This window comes from Paenibacillus agilis, from assembly GCF_007786455.1.
Classification (GTDB): domain Bacteria; phylum Bacillota; class Bacilli; order Paenibacillales; family Paenibacillaceae; genus Paenibacillus_B; species Paenibacillus_B agilis.
The window spans coordinates 3269138-3292934 of sequence record NZ_VNJK01000001.1 but is presented as its reverse complement, the minus strand read 5'-3'; the positions used below and the strand labels follow the sequence as shown (position 1 = coordinate 3292934).

Annotated in this window: 22 protein-coding genes; 21 read left to right on the top strand and 1 reads right to left on the bottom strand. The window is 47.0% G+C overall.

Annotation, left to right across the window (positions count from 1 at the left end; genetic code table 11):
* Positions 1 to 236 precede the first annotated feature (236 nt).
* From FPZ44_RS14555 to spoVM, 17 genes are all read left to right on the top strand, one after another.
* Complete coding sequence (locus FPZ44_RS14555) at positions 237 to 2141, top strand: bifunctional homocysteine S-methyltransferase/methylenetetrahydrofolate reductase (RefSeq protein WP_144991276.1); 1905 nt, start codon at positions 237 to 239, stop codon at positions 2139 to 2141.
* A gap of 38 nt (positions 2142 to 2179) precedes the next feature.
* On the top strand, positions 2180 to 3064 hold the full coding sequence (locus FPZ44_RS14550) for a YicC/YloC family endoribonuclease (RefSeq protein ID WP_144991275.1): 885 nt from the start codon (positions 2180 to 2182) through the stop codon (positions 3062 to 3064).
* Positions 3065 to 3099: 35 nt separating this feature from the next.
* A complete protein-coding gene (gene remA / locus FPZ44_RS14545; protein ID WP_005548256.1) occupies positions 3100 to 3360 on the top strand; it encodes an extracellular matrix/biofilm regulator RemA in 261 nt (86 codons plus the stop codon).
* Positions 3361 to 3375: 15 nt separating this feature from the next.
* Complete coding sequence (gene gmk / locus FPZ44_RS14540) at positions 3376 to 3948, top strand: guanylate kinase (protein WP_144991274.1); 573 nt, start codon at positions 3376 to 3378, stop codon at positions 3946 to 3948.
* Positions 3949 to 4026: 78 nt separating this feature from the next.
* Complete coding sequence (gene rpoZ / locus FPZ44_RS14535; protein WP_144991273.1) at positions 4027 to 4236, top strand: DNA-directed RNA polymerase subunit omega; 210 nt, start codon at positions 4027 to 4029, stop codon at positions 4234 to 4236.
* A 206-nt stretch (positions 4237 to 4442) separates the two neighbouring features.
* Positions 4443 to 5732 (top strand): bifunctional phosphopantothenoylcysteine decarboxylase/phosphopantothenate--cysteine ligase CoaBC, encoded by a 1290-nt coding sequence (gene coaBC / locus FPZ44_RS14530; RefSeq protein WP_144991859.1) that lies wholly within the window; start codon positions 4443 to 4445, stop codon positions 5730 to 5732.
* Complete coding sequence (gene priA / locus FPZ44_RS14525) at positions 5725 to 8379, top strand: primosomal protein N' (protein WP_186786057.1); 2655 nt, start codon at positions 5725 to 5727, stop codon at positions 8377 to 8379. The genes coaBC and priA overlap by 8 nt, the downstream gene beginning before the upstream one ends.
* A gap of 103 nt (positions 8380 to 8482) precedes the next feature.
* The gene (gene def, locus FPZ44_RS14520; RefSeq protein WP_144991271.1) at positions 8483 to 8959 is read left to right on the top strand and encodes a peptide deformylase; all 477 of its coding nucleotides are present in this window, start codon (positions 8483 to 8485) and stop codon (positions 8957 to 8959) included.
* A gap of 3 nt (positions 8960 to 8962) precedes the next feature.
* Positions 8963 to 9904 (top strand): methionyl-tRNA formyltransferase, encoded by a 942-nt coding sequence (gene fmt, locus FPZ44_RS14515; protein ID WP_144991270.1) that lies wholly within the window; start codon positions 8963 to 8965, stop codon positions 9902 to 9904.
* 248 nt (positions 9905 to 10152) lie between these two features.
* Positions 10153 to 11478 carry a 16S rRNA (cytosine(967)-C(5))-methyltransferase RsmB gene (gene rsmB, locus FPZ44_RS14510; RefSeq protein ID WP_418789179.1) on the top strand — a complete coding sequence of 442 codons (1326 nt, stop codon included), beginning with the start codon at positions 10153 to 10155 and terminating at the stop codon, positions 11476 to 11478.
* A gap of 378 nt (positions 11479 to 11856) precedes the next feature.
* Positions 11857 to 12909 carry a dual-specificity RNA methyltransferase RlmN gene (gene rlmN, locus FPZ44_RS14505; RefSeq protein ID WP_144991268.1) on the top strand — a complete coding sequence of 351 codons (1053 nt, stop codon included), beginning with the start codon at positions 11857 to 11859 and terminating at the stop codon, positions 12907 to 12909.
* A 5-nt stretch (positions 12910 to 12914) separates the two neighbouring features.
* Positions 12915 to 13682: a Stp1/IreP family PP2C-type Ser/Thr phosphatase gene (locus tag FPZ44_RS14500; protein ID WP_144991267.1), complete on the top strand. Its 768-nt coding sequence runs from the start codon at positions 12915 to 12917 to the stop codon at positions 13680 to 13682.
* Complete coding sequence (pknB, locus tag FPZ44_RS14495; RefSeq protein WP_144991858.1) at positions 13679 to 15946, top strand: Stk1 family PASTA domain-containing Ser/Thr kinase; 2268 nt, start codon at positions 13679 to 13681, stop codon at positions 15944 to 15946. Before FPZ44_RS14500 ends, pknB begins: the two co-directional genes overlap by 4 nt.
* Before the next feature lie 3 nt (positions 15947 to 15949).
* Complete coding sequence (gene rsgA / locus FPZ44_RS14490) at positions 15950 to 16870, top strand: ribosome small subunit-dependent GTPase A (RefSeq protein ID WP_144991266.1); 921 nt, start codon at positions 15950 to 15952, stop codon at positions 16868 to 16870.
* Positions 16871 to 16875: 5 nt separating this feature from the next.
* Entirely contained in the window at positions 16876 to 17538 is a 663-nt protein-coding gene (rpe, locus tag FPZ44_RS14485; protein WP_144991265.1) for a ribulose-phosphate 3-epimerase, read from the top strand.
* A gap of 24 nt (positions 17539 to 17562) precedes the next feature.
* Positions 17563 to 17823: a hypothetical protein gene (locus FPZ44_RS14480; RefSeq protein WP_036605372.1), complete on the top strand. Its 261-nt coding sequence runs from the start codon at positions 17563 to 17565 to the stop codon at positions 17821 to 17823.
* 164 nt (positions 17824 to 17987) lie between these two features.
* On the top strand, positions 17988 to 18068 hold the full coding sequence (gene spoVM / locus FPZ44_RS14475; protein WP_018751565.1) for a stage V sporulation protein SpoVM: 81 nt from the start codon (positions 17988 to 17990) through the stop codon (positions 18066 to 18068).
* 214 nt (positions 18069 to 18282) lie between these two features.
* On the opposite strand, the gene rpmB is transcribed toward spoVM, so the two are convergent.
* Positions 18283 to 18471 (bottom strand): 50S ribosomal protein L28, encoded by a 189-nt coding sequence (rpmB, locus tag FPZ44_RS14470; RefSeq protein ID WP_028595726.1) that lies wholly within the window; start codon positions 18469 to 18471, stop codon positions 18283 to 18285.
* A 201-nt stretch (positions 18472 to 18672) separates the two neighbouring features.
* Here rpmB and FPZ44_RS14465 point away from each other — a divergent pair, with 201 nt between their 5' ends.
* From FPZ44_RS14465 to recG, 4 genes are read left to right on the top strand one after another with little or no spacing between them, the layout of a single operon-like run.
* The gene (locus FPZ44_RS14465) at positions 18673 to 19032 is read left to right on the top strand and encodes an Asp23/Gls24 family envelope stress response protein (RefSeq protein ID WP_028595725.1); all 360 of its coding nucleotides are present in this window, start codon (positions 18673 to 18675) and stop codon (positions 19030 to 19032) included.
* A 54-nt stretch (positions 19033 to 19086) separates the two neighbouring features.
* Positions 19087 to 20808, top strand: a complete 1722-nt coding sequence (locus tag FPZ44_RS14460; protein ID WP_144991856.1) for a DAK2 domain-containing protein — start codon at positions 19087 to 19089, stop codon at positions 20806 to 20808.
* Between the two features lie 34 nt (positions 20809 to 20842).
* Positions 20843 to 21727: a DegV family protein gene (locus FPZ44_RS14455; RefSeq protein ID WP_144991264.1), complete on the top strand. Its 885-nt coding sequence runs from the start codon at positions 20843 to 20845 to the stop codon at positions 21725 to 21727.
* Positions 21724 to 23772 (top strand): ATP-dependent DNA helicase RecG, encoded by a 2049-nt coding sequence (gene recG, locus FPZ44_RS14450; protein WP_144991263.1) that lies wholly within the window; start codon positions 21724 to 21726, stop codon positions 23770 to 23772. Before FPZ44_RS14455 ends, recG begins: the two co-directional genes overlap by 4 nt.
* Positions 23773 to 23797 lie beyond the last annotated feature (25 nt).

Here is a 23797-nt window from a genome sequence, read left to right as displayed (position 1 = left end):
ACGCGTTGACGTGTAAATAGAAGCAAACGATAGAGAAGATTCCTCGTTCGGGATCTTCTCACTCTTATGATCACAGAACAGTATCTAGGTAGGTCACTTGTAGTTCATGGCGCTCCAGCGGAGCGTCTTTTGTTCATCTGGCAGGCTTTAGGCTGTTACCTTACTTCGTGTGCATAGATAGTTGGGATATATACGAAAAAGAACAGCCGCATCATGGGAGATTGGGGTGTAGAGGAATGAATACTAGTCAGTATGAGAAGTTCAGACAGGCCATTCAGAACCAATTGATAGTCGGAGACGGAGCAATGGGTACGTATCTGTACCAGTTGGGTTATCCAGTAGGTAAGTCATATGAAGCAATGAACATTAGTGACCCAGATATTATCCTGGGCATTCACCGTGAATATGTAGAGGCTGGAGCTACTTTGCTTGAGACAAATACGTTTACAGCGAATCGTGAGAAGCTTGCTAAACATGGCATGGAGCATCTCGTGAAGGATATTAACCGCGCAGGTGTGCGCTTGGCTCGTGAAGCTGCACAAGGCAAAGCTTTCGTAGCAGGGGCATTAGGCTCTATTCGTGCTGGTAAGCGTGAAAATATTTCTACGGAGCAAGTAGTCCGGGATTTTGAAGAACAATTGTCTGCGCTTATTGAGGCAGGCGTTGACGCGATTATGTTCGAGACGTTCTATGATCTGGAGGAAATGCGTCTTGCTTTCAAGATTGCCCGTCAAATTGATAATAATGTGCCGATTATTTGTCAGTTCGCAGTAGAGGATTCGGAGCGTACGAAAGATGGCTTTACCTTGCCTGAAGCGTTTCGTATTTTGCGAGAAGATGGGGCAGATGTAGTAGGATTCAACTGTCGTATGGGCCCTAACGGCTTGCTTCGAGCGATCGAGTCTGTAGAAAGCATGGTCGGATTGCCTTTGTCTGCGTTCCCGAATGCAGGTTTGCCTGATTATGTGGACGGCCGTTATAACTTTGTTGCTACAGCAGAGTACATGGCGCAAAGCGCAGTAGAGTTTGCTAATAAAGGTGCACGTCTTGTCGGAGGATGCTGTGGTACGACACCAGAGCATATTCGTGCTATCGTAAGCGCACTTGAAACCGTTAAGGAACTCCCATCATTGGCTATTAAGAACAATAGGGCTAAGTTGGATATTTCGGTTGGAACAGAATTGCCTGTTGGTGCTTCTTCGTCTTCCAATAAGGATTGGAACAAGCAGCCTACAATTGTTGATCTTGCAAAAGAAAGGCATACGGTTATCGTTGAACTCGATCCGCCGCGTGACTTGGACATTGCTAAATTCATGCGAGGTGCAGCGGAGTTAAAACGAGCGGGAGCTGATGCCGTGACGTTGGCCGATAATTCGCTGGCGGTTACTCGGATGAGCAATATGGCTCTTGGTTATTTAATTAAAGAAGAAGTAGGTGTGCGACCACTTGTTCATATTGCATGCCGTGACCGGAACTTAATTGGAACGCAATCTCACATGATGGGATTGGATGCATTAGAGATGGACCATGTGTTAGCTGTAACTGGTGATCCTGCTCGTTTCGGAGATTTACCGGATTCCAGCTCCGTCTATGACTTAACTTCCTTCGAAATTATTCGTATGATTAAACAGTTGAATGATGGTGTTGCTTTTTCAGGGCGTCCACTGAAGCAAAAAGCGAATTTTGTTGTGGGCGCAGCTTTTAATCCGAATGTGAAGCATTTGGAAAAGGCGGTAGAGCGATTGTATCGCAAAGTTGAAGCGGGTGCAGATTATATAATGACGCAGCCTATTTATGATCCGGTGTTAATAGAACGAATGGCCGAGTTAACGAAGTCGATTTCGATTCCTATTTTCGTGGGCATCATGCCGTTGGCAAGCGGACGCAACGCTGAATATTTGCATAATGAGGTGCCGGGCATATTATTGTCTGATGAGGTTCGTTCCCGTATGGCGGGTCTGGAAGGTGAAGTTGGGCGAACGGTAGGTGTCGATATTGCGCGAGATTTGCTTGATGTAGCAATGAAGCATTTCAATGGTATTTATTTGATTACTCCATTCATGTTCTATGAGATGACAGCAGAGCTTACATCTTACGTATGGGAAAAAGCGGAACGCCCTGCTAACCTCTTGTCTCGTTAGACGTAATCAATTACAATAGGATAATGGATGTGGTTCCCATGGTTTATAGTATGACGGGCTATGGTCAGGCCGCCAGAGAATTAGGCGGCTATAAGATCAATATTGAGATGAAATCCGTCAATCACCGATATAGCGATATCGTGCTTCGTATGCCTCGCGAATGGGCGGGGATCGAAGATCATTTGCGACGTCTTGTTGCACAACACGTCAATCGCGGTCGCGTTGACGTATATGTGAATAAGGAACGTACGAGCGAATCTGCCTATGAAGCGGAATGCAATATGGGGGTTGTTGAAGCCTATGTGCAAGCCGGTGAGCAACTGAAACAGCGCTATGGGCTGGAAGGATCGCTGCTTGTAAACGATTTGCTTCGTCTTCCTGATGTTATGAATGTTCGTGAGAAGGCGACATGGTCTGATGAACAATTGATTGCTGTTCTGGAAGACGGCTTCACAGAAGCGCTAAGCGGCTTATGCCGAATGCGCGGAATTGAAGGCCGTCATCTTGCTGATGATACATTGGAAAGGTTGTCCCGACTTGAAAGTTTACATACGGAGATGATCCAATGGGCGCCAAGCGTTGTAGAGGAGTATCGTAGCAAGCTTAAGCAACGGCTTGAGCAATTGCTCGACAAGTCTGCTGCGTTTGACGAATCCAGATTCGGTATGGAAGTGGCTATGTTTGCAGAGCGCTCCAACATCGATGAAGAACTGACACGCTTGAAGAGTCATTTCACTCAATTCCGACAGCTATTGTCCAGTGGAGAGCCAATTGGCCGTAAGTTAGACTTTCTTGTACAGGAAATGAATCGCGAAACGAATACAATCGGTTCGAAGGCTAATCATCTTGAATTGGTCAATCGAGTTGTCGATATGAAAGCCGAATTAGAGAAAATTCGAGAGCAAGCAGCGAATATCGAATAGAGTATGTAGCGTTCGTATATGAGGGAGGACCTATCATGGCAATTAAACTGATTAATATCGGTTTCGGGAATATCGTATCCGCGAATCGCATCATTTCAATCGTGAGTCCCGAATCGGCTCCGATCAAGCGTATTATTCAAGAAGCACGAGACAGACATATGCTAATTGATGCAACATATGGCCGCCGTACTCGAGCGGTTATTATTACAGATAGTGATCACGTTATTTTGTCCGCGGTTCAACCGGAAACGGTTGCCCATCGTTTATCAACGAAGGATGACGACAACGACGAATAAAAGATGGAGACGATTATGAAAAAGGGTTTACTAATTGTACTGTCTGGTCCCTCAGGCGTAGGCAAAGGCACCGTATGCAAAGCACTAATGAAAAAAGTGCAAAATGTAACATACTCAGTATCTGCTACAACACGTCAACCACGTCTTGGAGAAGTGGATGGCGTTAATTATTTTTTCAAAACTCATGAAGAGTTCCGCAGTATGATGGAGAACGATCAGTTGCTTGAACATGCTGAATATGTAGGCAACTACTATGGAACACCACGCGCTTTCGTGGAAGAAACGCTAGCGGCTGGCAAGGACATCATCTTGGAGATTGAAGTTCAAGGTGCATTGAAAGTAAAAGAGAAATTCCCAGAGGGTATTTTTATTTTCTTGCTTCCTCCTTCTTTGGAAGAACTCAAAGATCGCATTCGCGGGCGCGGCACGGAGAACGAGGTCGTTATCGACCATCGTATGAACGTTGCTGTTGAGGAGATCGCATTAATGGAGCATTATGATTATGCAGTCGTTAATGATGAAATCGACTTGGCTTGCAAGCGAATAGAAAGCGTCATTATTGCCGAACACTGTAAGATTGAGAAATAAGGGATACAACGATTGTGTAAGGTGCACTGTTTCAGTGCACCTTGTCATATGTTTATTACGATAAGAGGGGTGCAAAGCATGCTTTATCCATCTATTGATGAACTAGTAAGAAAAGCTGATAGCAAATATTCACTCGTGGTGGCAGCGTCGAGACGTGCTCGTCAATTGCGCGAGGGCAGCCGTACAGAATTGACTCAACCAAAATCCCACAAATACGTTGGGGTTGCGCTTGAAGAGATTTATGGTGAACAGATCCACATCGAACAAGAACGTCAAAATCAATTCTAAATAAACAAGAGCATCGTATGCTGAATCTTAATGGTTCAAAGTCGATGCTCTCGTGTTGTATATAAGCAAGATGATTGTCTGAGCAAGTGAGTTGCATCAGGCGGTTACTTATCCAAGAACAACCCGTTGGTGAATGACGTCTATTGGCGTTTGAACCGAAGGTTGTTATTTTTTTCATCAGCATGCTAGGGAAAGGCGGGGACATGATGCTACATGGAAAAACGATTGTGCTCGGTATAACAGGTGGAATTGCTGCCTATAAAGCGGCAACGCTATGCAGTAAGCTTACTCAGGCTGGGGCAAGCGTGCATGTCATAATGACAGACAGTGCGACGAAGTTCATTCCCGAGTTGACTTTGCAGACCTTGTCTCGCAATCCAGTCTATACGGATACGTTTGATGAACGTGACCCAGCTGTAGTGTCCCATATCAATTTGGCGGATCGTGCGGACTTGTTCTTGATCGCCCCTGCAACGGCTAACATACTAGCAAAGATGGCGTATGGTTTAGCGGATGATATGTTATCTACAACATTGCTAGCTACTACCGCGCCTGTAATGGTGGCCCCTGCTATGAACGTCCACATGTATGCGCATCCTGCCGTCCAGCACAATATGGAGCTGCTGCGTCAACGTGGCGTCCATTTCATTGAACCGGCTGAAGGGCCGCTTGCATGTGGCTATACGGGAAAAGGGCGTCTTGAGGAGCCAGAATTGATCATAGAGCATGTGAGGCAGTTCTTTGAAGGTGCTACTATACCATCTTCGTTGCCTCCTATAGGTAGTACTGGCCTCAATGAGGCAGTTATTACGAACAACAGCAATTCAGGCCTATTAGCAGGACGTCGAGTAATGGTGACAGCTGGTGGAACATTGGAACGCATTGATCCAGTTCGATACTTAACAAATGATGCTTCTGGCAAAATGGGGATTGCGATAGCCCAGGCTGCACGCGACATGGGGGCTGATGTAACGCTTGTCGCTGGACAAGTTCAGACGATGATCCCTGATGGAGTTAACGTCATTCGAGTAGAATCTGCTCTCGATATGTTAAAAGCTGTACAAGCCCATTATGAGAAGACAGACATCGTGGTTAAGGCGGCTGCAGTTGCGGATTATCGTCCAAAGTTCCGTGCCGAGCAAAAAATTAAAAAGACAGCTGATTCGCTTGTGCTTGAGCTAGAGCGAAATCCTGATATTTTAGCATGGCTTGGTGAGCATAAGCAGCATCAAGTGCTCGTTGGTTTTGCGGCAGAAACGCATAATGTAGCTGAATTTGCTCAAGGGAAGCTAAAGCGGAAAAATTGCGATTTGATTGTTGCCAACGATGTGTCTCGTTCTGATATCGGCTTCGGTTCGGATAATAACGAGGTGCTTATTTTTGATGGACAAGGGCTTGTTGAATCCGTATCGGTACGTGCGAAGCAGGATGTGGCAAAACGGATACTAGAGCAGGCGGCTAAGCTACTTCCTGAAGAGGTGCTTGTCATTGACTAATCCGTCCGATTCGGTCCACATCGCCCGAGTTATTGTAGATGTGCCGAGCAAACAGACTGATCGACCGTTCGATTATGCGATTCCACGCGAGATGGAGCCCTGGATCGAAATCGGCAGTCGAGTAGGCGTGCCATTTGGACCGCGCACGATTCAAGGGATCGTCATTGATCGAGTAAATGGAACGAACATTCCAAGCAAAAAGTTAAAGCCTATTCAGCAATTATTAGATCTTGTTCCACCGCTCCCTCCTGACTTGGTTAGGTTGGCGGAATGGATGAGCCATCAATATGTGTGTACGTTTACAGCTGCTCTGCAAGTGATGATTCCTTCTGCGTTGAAAGGCAGAACGGAAAAGGCGCTTCGACTTGGCACGGAGGCACTGCGTCTGTTAGATACTCAGCCTGTCGTAGACGACTGGGATGAAAATGGAGTAGGTGCGGACGATAGCTTCTGGCAGCAAAGCGATGAAGAACTTGAGCTGGGCAAATGGAGTGGTGAGCAGACGTTGATCGGTTGGTTAAACCGTGAACTGCTGCATCAGCCTATGTATCGGCGCTTGCTTGCTTATGTACAGCAGCATGAGCCTATAACAGCAGAGAAATTGCTGCAAACATTCCCTTATGCAGCAAAGGCGATCCGCGCTTCTCTGTATGCAGGATGGCTTGTAGAGATCGAGCGCATTAAAGATAGAATTGGTGTAAAGAAGCTGAAGTGTGTCTGTTTAACGATGTCTGAAGAAGAGGCACTAGCATTTAGTGCTGGACTCAAAGCCAAGCGTCAGCAAGAAACGATGGAGCACTTACTTGCTATGAACGGTGAAGCGCCATTGAAGGATTTGAATGCTTCCGCGGTTAAGGCATTAGCAGACAAAGGGGTAGTTCAGATTGAGGATCGAGAGGTGCTTCGTGATCCTTATAAGGAACGGCACTTTAAGCCAACTCAACCTTTGCCGCTGACAGATGAACAGGCTACAGTGTATAGCCAATTGCAAGAAGCGCTGGATCGGGAAAAGGCAAAGACATTTTTGCTTCACGGGGTGACGGGCAGCGGTAAAACGGAAGTATATCTTCAATCGATAGAACGCTGTCTTGCTTCGGAACGGGAAGCGATTGTACTTGTGCCTGAGATTTCGCTTACTCCGCAAATGGTGGAACGTTTTAAAGGTCGCTTCGGTGCAAAAGTAGCTGTATTGCACAGTCGATTATCGCAAGGTGAACGCTATGATGAATGGCGCAAAATTCGTGAAGGCAGCGTATCGGTAGCTATCGGGGCGCGTTCAGCCATATTTGCACCATTTCGCCGGATTGGTCTTATTATTATTGATGAAGAACATGAAACTTCATACAAGCAAGAAGAGACGCCAAAGTATCATGCGCGTGATGTTGCGATTGAACGAGCTGTACAGCATGGAGCGGTAGTTGTGCTTGGATCAGCTACGCCGTCTATGGAAACGTACTACGCTGCTAAGATGCATGGCTATGACGCTCAAGCGCGAGGATTGGAGCGTCCGATCTGGGATGTTGAATTGTTGGAAATGCCAACACGGGTGGCTGGCCGCCCATTACCTCCGGTGACGGTTGTAGATATGAGAGAGCAGCTGAAGATTGGCAACCGCTCGATGTTCAGTGCTCCATTGGAGGAAGCGTTGGAAGATCGATTGGCTAAAGGGGAGCAGGTGGTGCTTCTCTTGAATCGAAGAGGTTATTCCACCTTTATCATGTGTCGTACGTGCGGCTATGTGGCTCAATGTCCTGAATGTGATATTTCATTGACGTATCATATGAAAACAGAACATCTTCGCTGTCATTATTGCGGATATACGGAGCGGTCGCCGCAAACGTGTCCGGACTGTGAGAGTGAGCATATTCGATTTTTCGGGACGGGTACGCAGCGTGTTGAGGAGCAGTTGGCTCGACGTTTCCCAGGTATTCGGGTCATTCGGATGGATGTGGATACGACGACAGAGAAAGGCTCACATGAGAAAATGCTGCAGCAATTTCGTGAGCGACGTGCGGATGTCTTGCTTGGCACACAGATGGTAGCAAAAGGACTAGATTTCCCTTATGTTACGCTTGTTGGTGTTATTGCTGCTGATTCTGCCTTGCACATGCCTGATTTCAGGGCAGCTGAAAAGACGTTCCAGCTGCTTACTCAAGTGGCTGGTCGAGCGGGAAGACATCATTTGCCTGGTGAAGTTGTCGTGCAAACCTACGCGCCAGAACATTATTCGATTGTACATGCGTCTGGTCATGATTATAAGGCATTCTCATCTGAGGAGCTGCGGATGCGCAGGGCGCGTCTGGTGCCGCCGTTTTGCCGGTTGGCATTGCTTACGATGACGCACGAAGAATTGCCGTTGTTAGTCCGTGCTGCGGAGAATGCAGTGCTGCGCATTAAGGAGATTGCAGAGGAATGGGGCTTGCTTAAGCCTCTTCATGGTGCGGTGCAGGCGGTAGACGTATTTGGACCTGTAGCATCGCCGATTCCTCGGATCAAAAATAAATACCGTTTCCAATGTACGATTAAATGCCGTGGAGAGGTGGATTTGCCTTCGCTTGTATCAGCTGCGCTGAAGACGCTGGAGCCGATGACTCGCGAGCAAGGTGTATTGTTCCACGTGGACGTTGATCCGCAAATGATGATGTAAATCCATATTTGCACTACTTTTTCGTATGATATTTTGGAATAAGGATATATATTGATTTTATACATGATTTTTATAAAGCAAATGATTAAGGATGGTGTCTTAAATGGCAATTCGCATTATTGTACACGAACCAGATCCGGTTCTTCATGAAGTAGCAAAAGAAGTAACGAAGTTCAACGCTAACTTGCACAAGTTGCTCGATGATATGGCTGATACGATGTATCATGCAGAAGGTGTAGGCCTTGCTGCACCGCAGATCGGTATTTTGAAGCGTGTTATCGTTGTTGATGTTGGCGATGAGAACGGCCTGATCGAAATGGTCAACCCAGAAATGGTAGAAAAAGAAGGCGAACAGCTTGGGCCTGAAGGCTGCCTCAGTATCCCTGGATTGAATGGTGATGTGCGCCGCTACAAAAAGATTCATGTTAAAGGCTTCGATCGTCACGGCAAGCCGGTTAAGGTGACAGCTACGGACTTTTTGGCACGTGCGTTCCAGCATGAGATTGACCATTTGAATGGTGTACTGTTTACATCCATCGCTGAAAGTGTGTATGAAATTCCGCGTCAAGAGAAGGAGTAAGGGATGACAAAAATCGTATTTATGGGGACGCCGCAGTTCGCGGTGACATCCCTGCAAATGCTGCTGGATGAAGGTTATGATGTGGCGGCAGTCGTTACCCAACCTGACCGCCCAGTAGGACGTAAACGCGTGTTGACGCCAACTCCGGTAAAGCAGCTGGCGATGGAGCACGGCATTCAAGTATGGCAGCCTGAGAAGCTGCGTACATCTGAAACGGTAGAGGACATTCGCAAGTTGGCGCCTGATCTCATCGTGACAGCGGCTTATGGACAAATTTTGCCGAAAGCGGTACTCGATGTTCCGCGTTATGGCTGTATTAATGTACACGGCTCTTTGCTGCCTTACTATCGCGGCGGTGCGCCAATTCAACGCTCGATTATAAACGGTGAAGCCAAAACTGGCGTAACGATTATGTATATGGCGGAAGGTATGGATACGGGAGACATGCTTACGCGTGTAGAAGTACCGATTACTGATGAAGACAATGCTGGCACGATGTTTGAGAAATTGAGCGTAGAGGGAGCAGATCTTCTTCGCCGCACACTGCCTGACTTGCTAGCGGGCAAGTTGACAGCAGAAGTGCAAAATCATGATCTGGCAACCTATGCACCGAACCTTAAGCGTGAAGATGAGCTGATCGATTGGTCCAACTCTTCACGTGCATTATTCAATCAGGTTCGCGGACTCGTTCCTTATTCGGGTGCATTTACAACATGGAACGGTGAAGTATTCAAAGTGTGGAAATGCGCTTTGAAAGAGCAAGGACAAGCTTCGTCCTCTGCTGTGCCTGGAACGGTGCTCACGGCATCAGAAGAGGGTATCGAAGTAAAGACTGGTGACGGCTCGATTTGGCTGACAGAAGTACAGCCAGCGGGTAAAAAGGCGATGGCAGTGCGTGACTTTGTCCGTGGCGGCAAGCTTGAGATAGGGACGGTGCTTGGGTGAAGAAGGGCAATTCTAGCAGTTCCAGTCAACAGCAGTCTCCACGATCACAGTCTACTCGTGATCACCAAGGAGCACAGCGTCAACGTACTAATTCAACACCTGCAACTCAGTCCAAGCGTCAAGGCTCGGATCAAGCATCTTCTTCAACGAAGAAGGGAGCGGGAGCTGCTCCTCAAAAGCAAGTTGGCAATCATGCACCTCGTCCTCGACGGAAGACAGCGCGCGAAGTAGCACTGGATGTCCTCGTAATGGTGGATAAGCATCGCTCCTACAGCAATTTGCAGCTGAATGCAGCATTGCAGGAGGCGGAATTGGAACGCGTGGATGCGGGCTTAGCGACAGAGCTTGTGTACGGAACGATTCAACGACTGAATACCATTGACGGTGTCCTGCAATTGAAAATTGCGAAGGGAATCGACAAGCTGAAGCCTTGGATGCGCAATCTACTGCGAATGAGCTTATATCAGCTGCATTATTTAGACCGAGTGCCTTCGCATGCCGCTGTTAATGAAGCGGTCGCGATTGCTAAGCGTCGCGGGCAGCAAGCAATGGGAGGGTTCGTCAACGGTGTATTGCGTGCCGTGATGCGTGAGCCTGAATTGTGGAATGCTCCTCAGTCAGATGATGCTGTGAAGCGCATCGCTTGGACGCATTCACATCCGGAGTGGCTCGTCTCCCGCTGGATTGAAGCTTATGGACAAGACGCGGTCCGCAGTATGTGTGAAGCGAACAATACAGCTCCACATGCAAGTGGACGAGTGAATCGTATTCGCACGACGCGCGATGATCTATTGGAAGAGCTGCGTGCAAACGGGATCGATGCAGAACCATCCATGCTTAGCCAAGATGGTATCGTTGCTCATCAGGCAGGCAACTTTGCTTTTACATCTGCGTATCGTGAAGGCAAGCTGTCTGTACAGGATGAAAGCTCGATGCTAGTCGTCGAAGCGATTCGTCCGCAGCCAGGCATGCGCATCGTGGATTGCTGTGCTGCTCCTGGGGGCAAGTCGATGCATATTGCAGAACGGATGAACAATGTCGGAGAGCTTATTTCCAATGACGTTCATGCTCACAAAGTGAAGCTGATAGAAGAACAGGCAATGCGTTTAGGATTATCTTGCATTCAAACGATTAATGTAGATGCGGCTGAGCTCAGCAAGCAATTGCCAGAGCAGTCCTTTGATGTTGTTCTTTTAGATGCGCCATGCACGGGGTTTGGTGTTATTCGACGCAAACCTGACTTAAAATGGACGAAGACTGCCTCTGATGTAGCGGCGATAGCAGCACTGCAATCGCGACTTATCCGAGAAGCGGCTAAACTTGTTAAGCCAGGCGGAAGATTGGTTTATTCCACTTGTACGATTGAACATGAGGAAAATGAGGACGTCGTACAGGCGTTTATGGAAGAGGCAAGTCATGATAAAGAATGGTCCTTGGATGATTCGTGGAAGTCAGCGCTAGATTCTTCGAAGCTTGGCGCCGCGCTTGCACGCAGTTCGTCAGGCATGCTGCAAGTGCTGCCGCACGATGCAGATTCGGACGGATTTTTCATTGCCTGCTTGCAGAAGCAGTAGGATGAGATCCGCCAAGCAGAACCTATTTCATCTTCCTATTTAGCTGCATATGCCACGGTACATGAAGCACATGCCCCCGCTATTGGCTGCCTCGGTTTAATCCAGCTGCTGAGCGGGGCTTTTTTTGAGAAAATATGCATTTGGAGCAGGCGACAGCTTTTTGAAAACAAGCCAATTGTGGTACAATAAATTATTACGATGCTGTGTTCATTGAAAAAGGGATGTAATATTGATTCCTATAATGGATGAATGAGCCGTTTGACGGAAAAAGGTGCATAGTATAATCTACAAGCGGGTGGAGTTATCCGCCTAGTGAGATGATGGAAACAGGCACAATCCGATTACATGACATACAGAAAGCGCAGGGATAGATACCGAATGAAACCTTTTATATACGACTTAACGTTTGATCAATTGCAAGAATGGCTGAAGGAAAATGGGGAGCCGGCATTTCGTGCTGGCCAAATTTTCGATTGGATTTATGTAAAGCGCGTAATGAGCTTTGAGGAAATGTCCAACTTATCTAAAGGTTTGCGTGAAAAGTTGATGGATAACTTCCAGTTCGTTACGTTGAAAGAAATTACACATATGAAATCGTCTGACGGAACAATTAAGTTCTTGTTCGGCTTGCATGATGACAATGCGATTGAAACAGTTGTTATGAAACACAATTATGGAAACAGCGTTTGTGTAACGACACAAGTTGGCTGCCGTGTTGGTTGTACGTTCTGTGCATCGACGCTCGGCGGTTTGAAGCGTGACTTGACGGCAGGAGAGATCGTTGCTCAAGTTGTAGCAGCTCAGAAAATATTAGATAAGACAGATGAGCGTGTCAGCAGTATCGTTATTATGGGCATTGGAGAACCATTTGAAAATTATGATGCAACGATGGCCTTCTTGCGTAATATGATTCATGAAAAGGGTCTGAATATCGGTCAGCGCCATATTACCGTTTCTACGAGTGGTATTGTACCGAGTATCTATAAATTTGCAGAAGAGAATACGCAGATTAACCTTGCGATTTCCATCCATGCACCGAATGATAAGCTGCGTTCGAAGCTAATGCCTGTTAACCGTCGTTTCCCATTTGACGATGTGATGACTTCACTCAAATTTTATCAAGAAAAGACAGGTCGTCGCATAACATTCGAATATGCACTAATTGGTGGCGTAAACGACCAGGTTGAGCATGCAGAAGAGCTTGCAGATGTACTTCAACGAATGGACATGCTAGCACACGTCAATCTAATCCCAGTTAACTATGTTCCAGAACGCAACTATGTTCGTACACCTCGTAATGACATCTTTAAGTTCCATCGTGCGTTGGTGGATAAAGGAATTAACGCGACGATTCGTCGTGAGCAAGGTCATGATATTGCCGCAGCATGCGGTCAATTGCGTTCGAAGCATATGGAATCCAATGCGAGGTGAATGAAATGAAGGCTGTGCACCGTTCTGATATCGGCAAAGTACGCGCAGTAAATGAAGATCGTGCTTATGCAGCGACGTTGCCTAACGGCTATACGCTCGTTATTGTCGCTGACGGCATGGGGGGACATCAAGCCGGTGATATTGCAAGCCGCTTGGCTGTCGAAACCGTTGTAAATGAGCTGAGGCAGCTACCTTCTGAGCTAGATGAGAAGGATAGAGAAGATGCTTTGAAAAGTGCTATTTTTCGAGCGAATGATACGATTTATCATATTGCGTCGCAAGATGAGAAGTACAACAACATGGGAACGACGATTGTCGCTGCGCTGCTTCAACAGGATGAAGGAACGGTTGCTCATATTGGGGACAGCCGTGCTTATATCATCAGCCCGCAACATATTCGGCAGCTCACCGACGATCATACGCTCGTCAATGAATTACTGAAGTCAGGGCAAATTACGCAGGACGAAGCGAGCCATCATCCGCGCCGTAATGTGCTTACTCGTGCGCTAGGTACGGATGCCCGTGTTCGCGTGGATGTAGCACCGCTTCGTGTGGAACAGGATGAGACACTTCTTCTATGCAGCGATGGCTTAACGAACATGATTAGTACGAAAGAAATATGGTCTACAATTGTTGATCCGTCTTTACCGCTGGAAGTGATTGCTGATCGCTTGATTGAACAGGCGGTAGAAGCTGGCGGAGATGATAACGTTACGGTGATTCTTGCCCAAGCTCAAGCAAGTGTAGCGGAGAAAGTGGGGTGGAACTCGTGATAGGAACTACATTGGCAGGTCGATACGAAATTATTGCTCGCGTTGGTGAGGGTGGCATGGCGCTCGTGTACAAAGCGCTGGATGTGTTGCTGAATCGTTATGTAGCCGTGAAGGTGCTGCGTCAGCAATTCGTGCATGACGAGGAATTCGTTCGCCGCTTCCGACGCGAAGCACAGTCGGCCGCATCGTTGTCCCATCCCAATGTCGTAAGTATTTATGATGTAGGACAAGAGGATGAAGTGCATTACATCGTCATGGAATGCATAGATGGCCAGAATTTAAATGAGATTATTAAAGAACGGGCTCCACTTCAGCCAGAAGAAGCGATTCGCATTGCGACTCAAATTTGCGATGCGCTTGATCATGCCCATCATAATCATATTATTCATCGTGATATCAAACCGCATAACATTTTAATTGGTCAAAATGGTCGTGTGAAAGTGACGGACTTCGGTATTGCTAGAGCGGTAACGTCTTCGACGATTACACAAACGGGTTCGGTTGTAGGGTCTGTTCATTATTTTTCACCTGAGCATGCGAAAGGCATCTCAACAGGAGAGAAATCTGATCTCTATTCATTAGGTATTGTTCTGTATCAAATGCTTACAGGACAGCTTCCTTTTTTAGGAGAGAGTCCTATAAGTGTTGCACTTAAGCATTTGCAGGAACCGTTTGAGGAGCCTCGTGAATTGAATCCGAGCATTCCTCAAAGTGTAGAGAACGTTATATTGAAATCGATGCGCAAAAACCCTGATGAACGTTATCAATCTGCAGTAGAAATGATGCGGGATTTAGAGACAGTGCTTAGGCCTGAACGTTTGCGTGAATCCAAAGTAAGATTTGTGTCTCCCAGCTATCATTACGAGGATCATGAGGAGACGCGCGTTATGCCGGCTATTCGTGAACAGGATTTGAATCCAATAGATACGAATCCAGGCATGGGAGCAGGAAGATACGTAGAGGCTAAGAGCATGGATTATCCGTCCGATTCATCGCTAGGCGGTGCATCATCGGCTGCCCATTCTCGCCATTCTCTGGCTCCTAGAGGGAGTGTGCAGGAGGGAACGGCTGCGGTACAAAACGTACAATCAGCTTCAACTGCACCAGCACAGAAAAAATGGGTTAAACCAGCATTATGGATTACATTAACGTTGGTGTTCCTCGCTATTATGATAGGTGTTGTATTTTATGTAAAAAGCTTGCTGGCGGTTGAGGAGATTGCAGTCCCTGAATTGGTTAACTTGACGGAGTCGGAGGCAAAGGCAGAGCTGGAGAAATTCAAGCTCGTGTTGGAAGATCCAATTATTCGCAAGCCGCAAGCAGGTGTGCCAAAAGGGATTGTATTTGAACAGAGCAAAGCGCCTGGAACTAAGGTAAAAGAAGGCGCCTCGATTAAAATATCTGTTAGTGAAGGCGAGCCTGCCAAGCCACTGCCTTCTGTGGTAGGCATCCCTTATGACGACGCTGTTAAGATGCTGCTAGAAATGGGCTTTGACAGCAAGCGTATCCAGCGCAATCCTGTCTTTAGCGATGATGTTCCTGAAGATTCAGTTGTGTCTATGACACCTGGGGTTGGCGAAAATGTCGATCCGCTTAAAGATACGGTAAAGCTGGACGTGAGCAAAGGCAAGGAAACGTTCAAGATGCCGAACTTAGTGGGCTCTACGAAGGAAGAAGCGATGGCGAAAATAGAATCGCTTGGCTTGAAGTTGAAGCAGCCTGACGGCATTATTGATGAGAAGAGCTATCTGCCAGAAGGTCAAGTCATTAAGCAGATGCCTTATTATCCGAATGAGCTTGTTTCAAAAGGAATGGAAGTAAGCATATACGTAAGTGCTGGATATCCTCCAGAAGCAGTTGAATACAGCCTCCAAATTCCTGTGCCTCCTAAGGAAGAAGGTAAACTGAGCACGATTGAAATTAAGTATATCGACGCACGTGGAGAGAACAGGAAATTGGAAAAAAGAAAGATTAGTACGACACAAGTATTTAGCGTTGATCTCGTCGTTGACCCAAATAAGGACGGGGTTGTATCCGTCGAACGAGATGGTGAATATTTAGGTGATTATCGAGTAACTTATGTGGATGTAAAGCAAGGTACAGTGCCTATTCCTCAGATTCAGCCTTCAGCGCCAACTGAGCCTACTGGAGGCACCGAGAGCCCTCCTTCTGGTAACGAAGGTGAAAGTGGAGGCGAGGGCGAGTCAACTGAGTCAGACAATGAAAATGCCCAGGATGGCGAACATGCGGGGCATGGAGGTTAAGTGATGCCAAAAGGTTTGATCGTGAAAGCGCTGAGCGGATTTTACTATGTGCGCCCAGACGGTGAGTCGATGGATGCAGTCGTTCAATGCCGAGCGAGAGGAGTATTCAAGAAGAAGGGCATATCCCCCCTTGTGGGGGATCGCGTTAATTTCTCAATGACTGATAATGGGGAAGGTACGGTAGAAGGTATCGATGAGCGCCATAGTGAGCTTATACGTCCACCAATAGCCAATGTTAGTCTTGCAATATTAGCTTTTTCTGTATTAGAACCCGATTTGAATACGCAGCTGTTGGACAAGTTCCTTGTACATATCGAACACGCAGGCTTGGATGCTGTTATCGTACTAACGAAATGGGATCTAATCGCGGATTTGCCAGATGCTGAATTTAGCAAGCAGGAAGCTAAGCTGAGGGATATTGTCGCGTTGTATCGTTCGATTGGCTACGATGTAGTTGAAACGAGTTCAAAGACGGGCTGGGGCTATGATAAGCTGTCAGAGCTGCTGTCTGATGATATTAGCGTGTTTGCAGGCCAGTCTGGGGTGGGTAAATCATCCTTGCTTAATGCGATGTTCCCAGGGCTTTCTCTAGAGACGAACGCAATCAGTCATCGACTTGGACGCGGTAAGCACACGACTCGTCATGTGGAACTCATTCCTTTAGCAACAGGGGAAGGATACATTGCGGATACACCAGGATTCAGCCAATTGGACTTCTTGGAACTTGGTGTAGAAGAGCTGTCTAACTGCTTCCGCGAGTTTCGTACCCATGCTGAGTCATGCAAGTTCCGTGGATGTACGCATACGCATGAACCAGGCTGTCGTGTGAAGGAAGTGTTGGAGGAAGGCAATATTTCTGCATCTCGATACGAGCATTATCAGCTCTTTATGGAAGAAATGAAAGACAAAAAGCGGAGGTACTAACTAAGATGATACGTATTGCACCCTCTATTTTATCAGCAGATTTTGCACGTCTAGGGGAAGATGTGCTTGATGTCGAGCGCGGTGGCGCGGACTGGATTCATATCGATGCGATGGATGGCCGTTTTGTGCCTAATCTAACATTTGGTCCAATTGCCGTTCAAGCGATTCGACCGCTGACGAAATTGACATTGGACGTCCATTTGATGATCGTAGAGCCTGAGAAATATGTGGCTGACTTCGCGAAGGCAGGGGCAGATATCATTACTGTACATGCAGAAGCATGTTCGCATTTACACCGTGTCATTTATCAAATTAAAGAGTCTGGTGCTAAGGCTGGAGTGGCGATTAACCCGCACACTTCTCTTGCAGCTATCGAAGAAGTGATTCCAGATCTTGATTTGGCACTTGTTATGACCGTAAATCCAGGTTTTGGCGGGCAGAAGTTTATTACGAATACATTAGATAAAATCCGTCGTCTGCGCAATCTAGCAGATGCTAAGGGCAATCATGCTATGCACATCCAAGTGGATGGAGGCGTTAGCACAGAGACGGCTAGAGCGGTAGCAGAGGCAGGAGCAGACGTGCTCGTAGCAGGAAGCGCTGTATATGGTCAAACGGACCGCGGAGCTGCGATTGCAGCAATCCGTCGTGCAGCTGAAGGCAAATAATGACCAATTAAAGGGGGAGAGGGCTTGAACTGGCGGCAAGCTTTAACACTGGGAGCAACGAGCTTTCTTTGTGGGTCATTAATTGGATGGTATGCGTTTATTCCATTCCCGTATAATTTAATCGCTTCGCTAGGTGCTTTTTTCGTAGGCGTGTGGTTCTTCCGCAAGTTTGAAACGAGAGGCATGCGCATTACATTCGTGGTGCTGTCTATCTTTTATTTATTCGCATTTCTCGTCTTGATGGCCATGGTAGAATACACGAAAAAGCTGCCTATTAATGCTTAATTTGATGGTTATGATTTATTTGAAAGGGTAGACAAGCATACGAGGGAAACCGACAGCATATTATGGTTACATGAGGAATGGTCTCATGTAACCTTTTTTTGTGGACTGCGACAGTGAGGCTCACTTTTAGGGATAACTGAGAACGGCGAGGAGGGTGGAAATAGATGAAGTTTTATACATTTAAGCTGCCGAAGTTTTTGGGGGGATTCGTCAAAGCCATTTTAAACACGTTTCATAAAAATTGATGCTCCAGGCGGCCATATGGCGAACTCCGTTGTCATTCCATCCAACTTGATTTTAATCTAGTTCGTACGGGGCGGAAACGTGTTGTTTGTTGTTTAGTGAAAATGGCAGCTTATATGGCGGGCTTCGCTCTAGCTGCAGCAGGGGAAAAGAGGGTAAGTGAATAGAGAAAAAGCACCTGGAAGACCAGGTGCTTTTTGTATATGGTGCATGGTATTAGACGCGAGTCAATTTACCTGCTTTCAAAGCACGTGTACTCACGTAAACACGTTTAGGTTTACCATCAACCAAAATGCGAACCTTCTGCACGTTTACTCCCCAAGAGCGGCGAGTTTTGTTGTTCGCGTGTGAACGATTGTTACCGGAGCCTGCTTTCTTCCCCGTAATAAAACATTTGCGAGCCATGCTTAACACCTCCTTTATCCCCAAAAAGCAACAATGCATACGTTCATTTGCTCAATTCAAATACTCCAATATCATACCATAGGCGGATTTGGCTCGTCAACTGAAACGAAAACTTTATGCATTTCGGTTGTTTATTTCTTTTTTCTATTATAGTACAATGATGATTAGTCCATAATACTCAAAAAAAGGAGTGAACCAACCATGGCCATAGAACTCGGATTGGAACTAGGGAAAGTAAACATCTCCGAAGAAGTCGTCGCGGTTATTGCAGGTTCGGCGGCGATGGAGGTCTACGGTCTCGTGGGCATGGCTTCACGCAAGCAACTGAAGGACGGCATTGCGGAACTGCTAGGACGTGAAAATTTGTCACGCGGTGTCGAAGTTCGCCGCGAACACAATCATGTGCATATAGATTTGTACATTGTCGTAAGTTACGGTACGAAGATTTCCGAAGTAGCGCACAACATTCAACTTAAAGTAAAGTATGTGTTGAACGAGGTAGTCGGGCTTCAGGTTGATCAAGTGAACATCTTTGTGCAGGACGTGCGTGTACTAAGCTAGGAAGGGGAATATTCGTTGAACATTCGTTCATTAAATGGAACACATTTTTCCAATATGGTGCTAAGCGGAGCTGAGTCATTGAACCGCCATGCCGAGTACGTTAACGCGCTTAACGTATTTCCGGTCCCGGACGGTGATACAGGTACGAACATGAATTTGACAATGACTGCTGGAGTTACGGAGATGAAAGGCAAGTTGTCCCCATCTATCTCTAAGACTGCAGAAGTATTGTCCAAAGGCCTATTAATGGGTGCACGAGGCAACTCAGGCGTAATTCTTTCTCAACTATTCCGTGGATTCAGCCGTGGAGTAGCAGGTCTGGATGAAGTAAACGCTGTTCAGTTTGCACACGCGCTCCAAGCGGGCGTTGATACAGCTTATAAAGCTGTTGTGAAGCCTGTTGAAGGTACGATTCTTACCGTTGCCAAAGAGGCAGCAAAACATGCGGTACATATTGCGCGCCGCACACCAGACGTTGCAGACCTAATGCGTGAAGTATTAGCAAAGGCGAATGAAGCTCTTGCTAAGACACCTGATCTTCTTCCTGTCCTTAAACAGGTTGGAGTTGTAGACTCAGGCGGACAAGGTCTTGTTTATATTTATGAAGGATTTATGCGTGCTATCGAGGAGTTCACAGGCTCCGAAGTTGCTACTGTAACTTCTGCTGTTGCGACACCGGAAGCACCGGATCTATCTGTACTTGAGAAGCTTAAGGCAGCGGACAAGCACACTTCTGCGCAAGCGAAGCTGGATACAGAAGATATTGAATTCTTGTATGATATGGAGTTCTTTATTGATCTTTCTCGTGGTACGGGACGTCCGTTCCAAGAAGATGTGTATGAGCAAGCGCTAGCGAAGAATGGTGACTCGATTATCATTATCCAAGATGATGAGATCGTCAAAGTCCATGTTCATTCTCGCACACCAGGTGAAGTACTTGACCTTTCTATGAAGTACGGAGAATTGATCCGCATTCATATTTTGAACATGCGTGAGCAGCACCGTGAATTGCTTGAACATGAGGGCGAATTGTCTGCAATGCCAGATGTATTCGCAGATATGCCTGTTCATGAAAGTGCATCTGATGTTGTTATGGCTGAACCGCCAGCAGATGAGATTGCCGCATACGGATTTATCTCTGTAGCGATGGGGCAAGGTGTTATGGATATCTTTAATAGTCTGGGTGTGGACATTGTTTTGTCCGGTGGACAGACGATGAATCCGAGCACGCAAGATTTCGTGGAAGCGATCAATAGCATTTCTGCTCAGCATATCTTCATTTTACCAAACAACTCGAACATCGTTATGGCAGCGAAGCAAGCTGCTGAGATCGTAGAGCGAGAAGTAACGGTATTGGAGACGAAGACGATTCCGCAAGGAATTTCGGCTGCATTTGCTTTCCAAGAGGAAGAAAGTGTAGAAACCAACATCGAAGTAATGAAGGATGCAATTGCACATGTGAAATCCGGTCAATTGACATACGCAGTACGTGATACGACATTCGATGATTTGGAGATTAAAGCTGGTAACTTCATCGGTATTTCCGGCGGTAAGATTGTAGCTACGACAGAGGACCTCACAGAAACTTGTCAACAGCTGCTTCTGAAGATGATGGAAGACGGTGGCGAGATTATTACATTGCTTACTGGTGAAGATGCTAAGGAAGAAGATACAGCGAAGCTGGTGGAATGGCTTGAAGAGCATTATCCAGATGCTGAGGTGGAAGTTCACGAAGGTGGACAGCCGATCTACTCCTATTTAGTCTCGATCGAATAGAATCTGGTTATAAGTATCGGAAGGGAGTTATAACATGGCCAACGTACGTATAGTTACGGACAGTACAGCGGACATTCCCCAGGAATTAAGGGAGCGTTACAACATTGAGATGGTTCCGCTGAAAGTACATTTCGGCAATGAAATGTATCAAGATGCAGTAACGATCAGCCCGGACCAATTCTATGAAAAATTAGCTCAGGCTTCGAAGTTGCCGACGACGTCGCAACCTTCTCCGGTTGAGTTTTTGGAAGTCTATAAGCGTCTTCACGCACAGTCACCAGATTGTGCGATCATTTCGATTCATCTCTCCGCAGCGATGAGTGGAACGTACCAGTCAGCACTGCTTGCGAGCAGTATGCTGGAAGAAGAGGAAGTGGATGTAACGGTCATTGACTCGAAGTCTGCTTCGTTTGGCATTGGGGTCTATGTCTTAGAAGCTGCTAAGCTAGCTCAAGCCGGGTACGATAAAGATGCTATTCTAGCTCGCATTGCTCAGCTGCAGCAGGAGCAGAAGTTATACTTCCTTGTAGATACATTAGAGTACTTACAAAAGGGCGGTCGCATAGCGAAGGCTTCTGCTATGCTTGGAACTCTGCTTAATATTAAGCCAATCTTGTCTATCGACAAGGATGGCGAGGTTTATGCAGTGGAGAAGGTACGTGGACAGAAGCGATTGCTTCAGCGCGTGTTGGAAATGTACAAAGAGCATTTTGGTAATCAGCCTGTAGATGTTGGGGTCGGCTACTCCACAGAGAAATCTACAGCGGATACGGTTGTCGCCGAATTGAAGTCTCAATTCGACGTTCGATCTATTCAATATACACGTATTGGTGCCGTTATTGGCACACATGTTGGACATGGAACCGTTGCGGTGTTTGTTCGCCCAGCTGCTCCTGATCCAGAGCCATTGAATTCATGATTGATTATACCGTTATTCCGGTAACACAGATTAAAGGCGTGAGCGCTTTGAAACAACAAGAGCTTCACGCCTTTGGCATTTCTACCGTTGCTGATTTGCTCTTGTACTTTCCATATCGTTATGATGATTTTCGGGTACGCCAGCTTAGTGAAGTGAAAGATGGCGATAAGATTACAGTTGAAGGTCGTATTGTTAGTGAGCCTGTCATGCAGCGTTTTGGCAAGAAATCACGCTTGTCCTGCCGCGTCATGATCGAAAGCTGGCTCGTAACAGCGACTTGGTTTAATCGTCCATATTTGCGTGAGCAGCTCACACAAGGACGAGATATTGTGTTGACGGGGAAATGGGATCAGCGCCGATTGCAATTAACGGTTGCCACTTCCGAGTTCCCAGGACAAGGAACACAGCGTAGAGATACGTTCCAGCCGGTGTATTCGGTTGGAGGGAAGATTACACAGACGTGGATGCGCAAGACGATGGCGCAGGCATTCGTACAGTTTGGTGAGACAATCCCAGAGATTATGCCTGCTTCGTTTATGCAGCGCTACAAATTGATGCCGCGCAAGCAAGCGATTCAAGCGATGCATCAGCCTGATAATGTGGAGGTTGGTAAGCAGGCTCGACGACGGATGGTTTATGAGGAGCTGCTCTTGTTCCAGCTTAAGTTGCATATGTTCCGTGCGATAACACGTGAGCGAGCAGATGGGGTGGTGCATAACGCTTCTAATGCTACCGTTCGTGAATTTGTCCGCAGCCTCCCATTTGAATTGACGGAAGCGCAGAAGAAGGCTGTGACGGATATCCTGAGTGATATGCGATCACCGCTGTGTATGAATCGATTGCTGCAAGGAGACGTTGGTTCTGGTAAGACGGTCGTGGCTGCCGTTTCTTTGTATGCTGCTGTTCGCAGTGGCTATCAAGGCGCACTCATGGTGCCGACTGAGATATTAGCAGAGCAGCATATGCGCTCCTTGACGAAGCTATTCGAGCCACATGGTATTGTAGTGGGCCTCTTAACAGGAAGCTTGACGGCACGTAAGCGCCGTGATGTGCTGAGTGGCCTGCAGATGGGCATGGTTCATATTGTTGTTGGTACGCATGCACTTATCCAAGATGATGTCCATTTCCGTAACCTGGGCTTGGTCGTCACGGATGAGCAGCATCGTTTCGGTGTCAATCAGCGCAGCGTCCTGCGCCATAAAGGTTATAATCCTGATGTGCTGCTGATGACGGCAACGCCGATTCCTCGCACACTTGCGATTACGGCATTTGGCGATATGGATGTTTCTTCGATTAAGGAGCGTCCGGCTGGACGCAAGCCGATTAAAACGTATTGGGTTAAGCATGAAATGCTGGACCGCGTGCTGGGCTTCATTCGACGTGAAGTTACTGCTGGGCGACAAGCGTATATCATTACGCCTTTGATCGAGGAATCGGACAAGCTTGATGTACAAAATGCCATCGATGTGCATGTCCAGATGCAGCAGGCATTCCCTGATCTTAAGGTAGGACTGCTGCACGGCCGTATGAACGCAGCAGAAAAGGACGAAGCGATGAAGCTGTTCAGTGCGAACGAGACACATGTTCTCGTCTCGACGACGGTTATCGAGGTTGGTGTCGATGTACCGAATTCGACCTTGATGATCGTGATGGATTCTGAACGTTTCGGCTTGTCCCAGCTGCACCAGCTGCGTGGTCGGGTAGGTCGTGGCGCGCATCAATCGTATTGTGTGCTCATTGCCGATCCGAAGTCCGAGGTTGGACAAGAACGGATGCGCATTATGACGGAGACAGAAGACGGATTCGAGCTGTCTGAGCGGGATTTGGAGCTTCGAGGACCAGGTGACTTCTTCGGGACGAAGCAAAGCGGGATGCCGGATTTCAAGCTTGCAGACATGGCAAGTGATTTTGCTGTACTCGAGCAGGCGCGTGATGATGCGGCGGAGCTTATTCGTTCAGAGGATTTCTGGACTTCTCAGGACTATCAGCTGCTGCGTGATGCTGTACAGCAGGAGCAGCTGTTCCAAGGAGAACAATTGGACTAATTGATCTGTATATTTGCATATAGAA

Coding starts and splice junctions, on each gene's coding strand:
- FPZ44_RS14555 (WP_144991276.1), top strand. CDS start 237: ATGAATACTAGTCAGTATGAGAAGTTCAGACAGGCCATTCAGAACCAA.
- FPZ44_RS14550 (WP_144991275.1), top strand. CDS start 2,180: ATGGTTTATAGTATGACGGGCTATGGTCAGGCCGCCAGAGAATTAGGC.
- remA (WP_005548256.1), top strand. CDS start 3,100: ATGGCAATTAAACTGATTAATATCGGTTTCGGGAATATCGTATCCGCG.
- gmk (WP_144991274.1), top strand. CDS start 3,376: ATGAAAAAGGGTTTACTAATTGTACTGTCTGGTCCCTCAGGCGTAGGC.
- rpoZ (WP_144991273.1), top strand. CDS start 4,027: ATGCTTTATCCATCTATTGATGAACTAGTAAGAAAAGCTGATAGCAAA.
- coaBC (WP_144991859.1), top strand. CDS start 4,443: ATGCTACATGGAAAAACGATTGTGCTCGGTATAACAGGTGGAATTGCT.
- def (WP_144991271.1), top strand. CDS start 8,483: ATGGCAATTCGCATTATTGTACACGAACCAGATCCGGTTCTTCATGAA.
- fmt (WP_144991270.1), top strand. CDS start 8,963: ATGACAAAAATCGTATTTATGGGGACGCCGCAGTTCGCGGTGACATCC.
- rsmB (WP_418789179.1), top strand. CDS start 10,153: ATGGTGGATAAGCATCGCTCCTACAGCAATTTGCAGCTGAATGCAGCA.
- rlmN (WP_144991268.1), top strand. CDS start 11,857: ATGAAACCTTTTATATACGACTTAACGTTTGATCAATTGCAAGAATGG.
- FPZ44_RS14500 (WP_144991267.1), top strand. CDS start 12,915: ATGAAGGCTGTGCACCGTTCTGATATCGGCAAAGTACGCGCAGTAAAT.
- rsgA (WP_144991266.1), top strand. CDS start 15,950: ATGCCAAAAGGTTTGATCGTGAAAGCGCTGAGCGGATTTTACTATGTG.
- rpe (WP_144991265.1), top strand. CDS start 16,876: ATGATACGTATTGCACCCTCTATTTTATCAGCAGATTTTGCACGTCTA.
- spoVM (WP_018751565.1), top strand. CDS start 17,988: ATGAAGTTTTATACATTTAAGCTGCCGAAGTTTTTGGGGGGATTCGTC.
- rpmB (WP_028595726.1), bottom strand. CDS start 18,471: ATGGCTCGCAAATGTTTTATTACGGGGAAGAAAGCAGGCTCCGGTAAC.
- FPZ44_RS14465 (WP_028595725.1), top strand. CDS start 18,673: ATGGCCATAGAACTCGGATTGGAACTAGGGAAAGTAAACATCTCCGAA.
- FPZ44_RS14460 (WP_144991856.1), top strand. CDS start 19,087: ATGGTGCTAAGCGGAGCTGAGTCATTGAACCGCCATGCCGAGTACGTT.
- FPZ44_RS14455 (WP_144991264.1), top strand. CDS start 20,843: ATGGCCAACGTACGTATAGTTACGGACAGTACAGCGGACATTCCCCAG.
- recG (WP_144991263.1), top strand. CDS start 21,724: ATGATTGATTATACCGTTATTCCGGTAACACAGATTAAAGGCGTGAGC.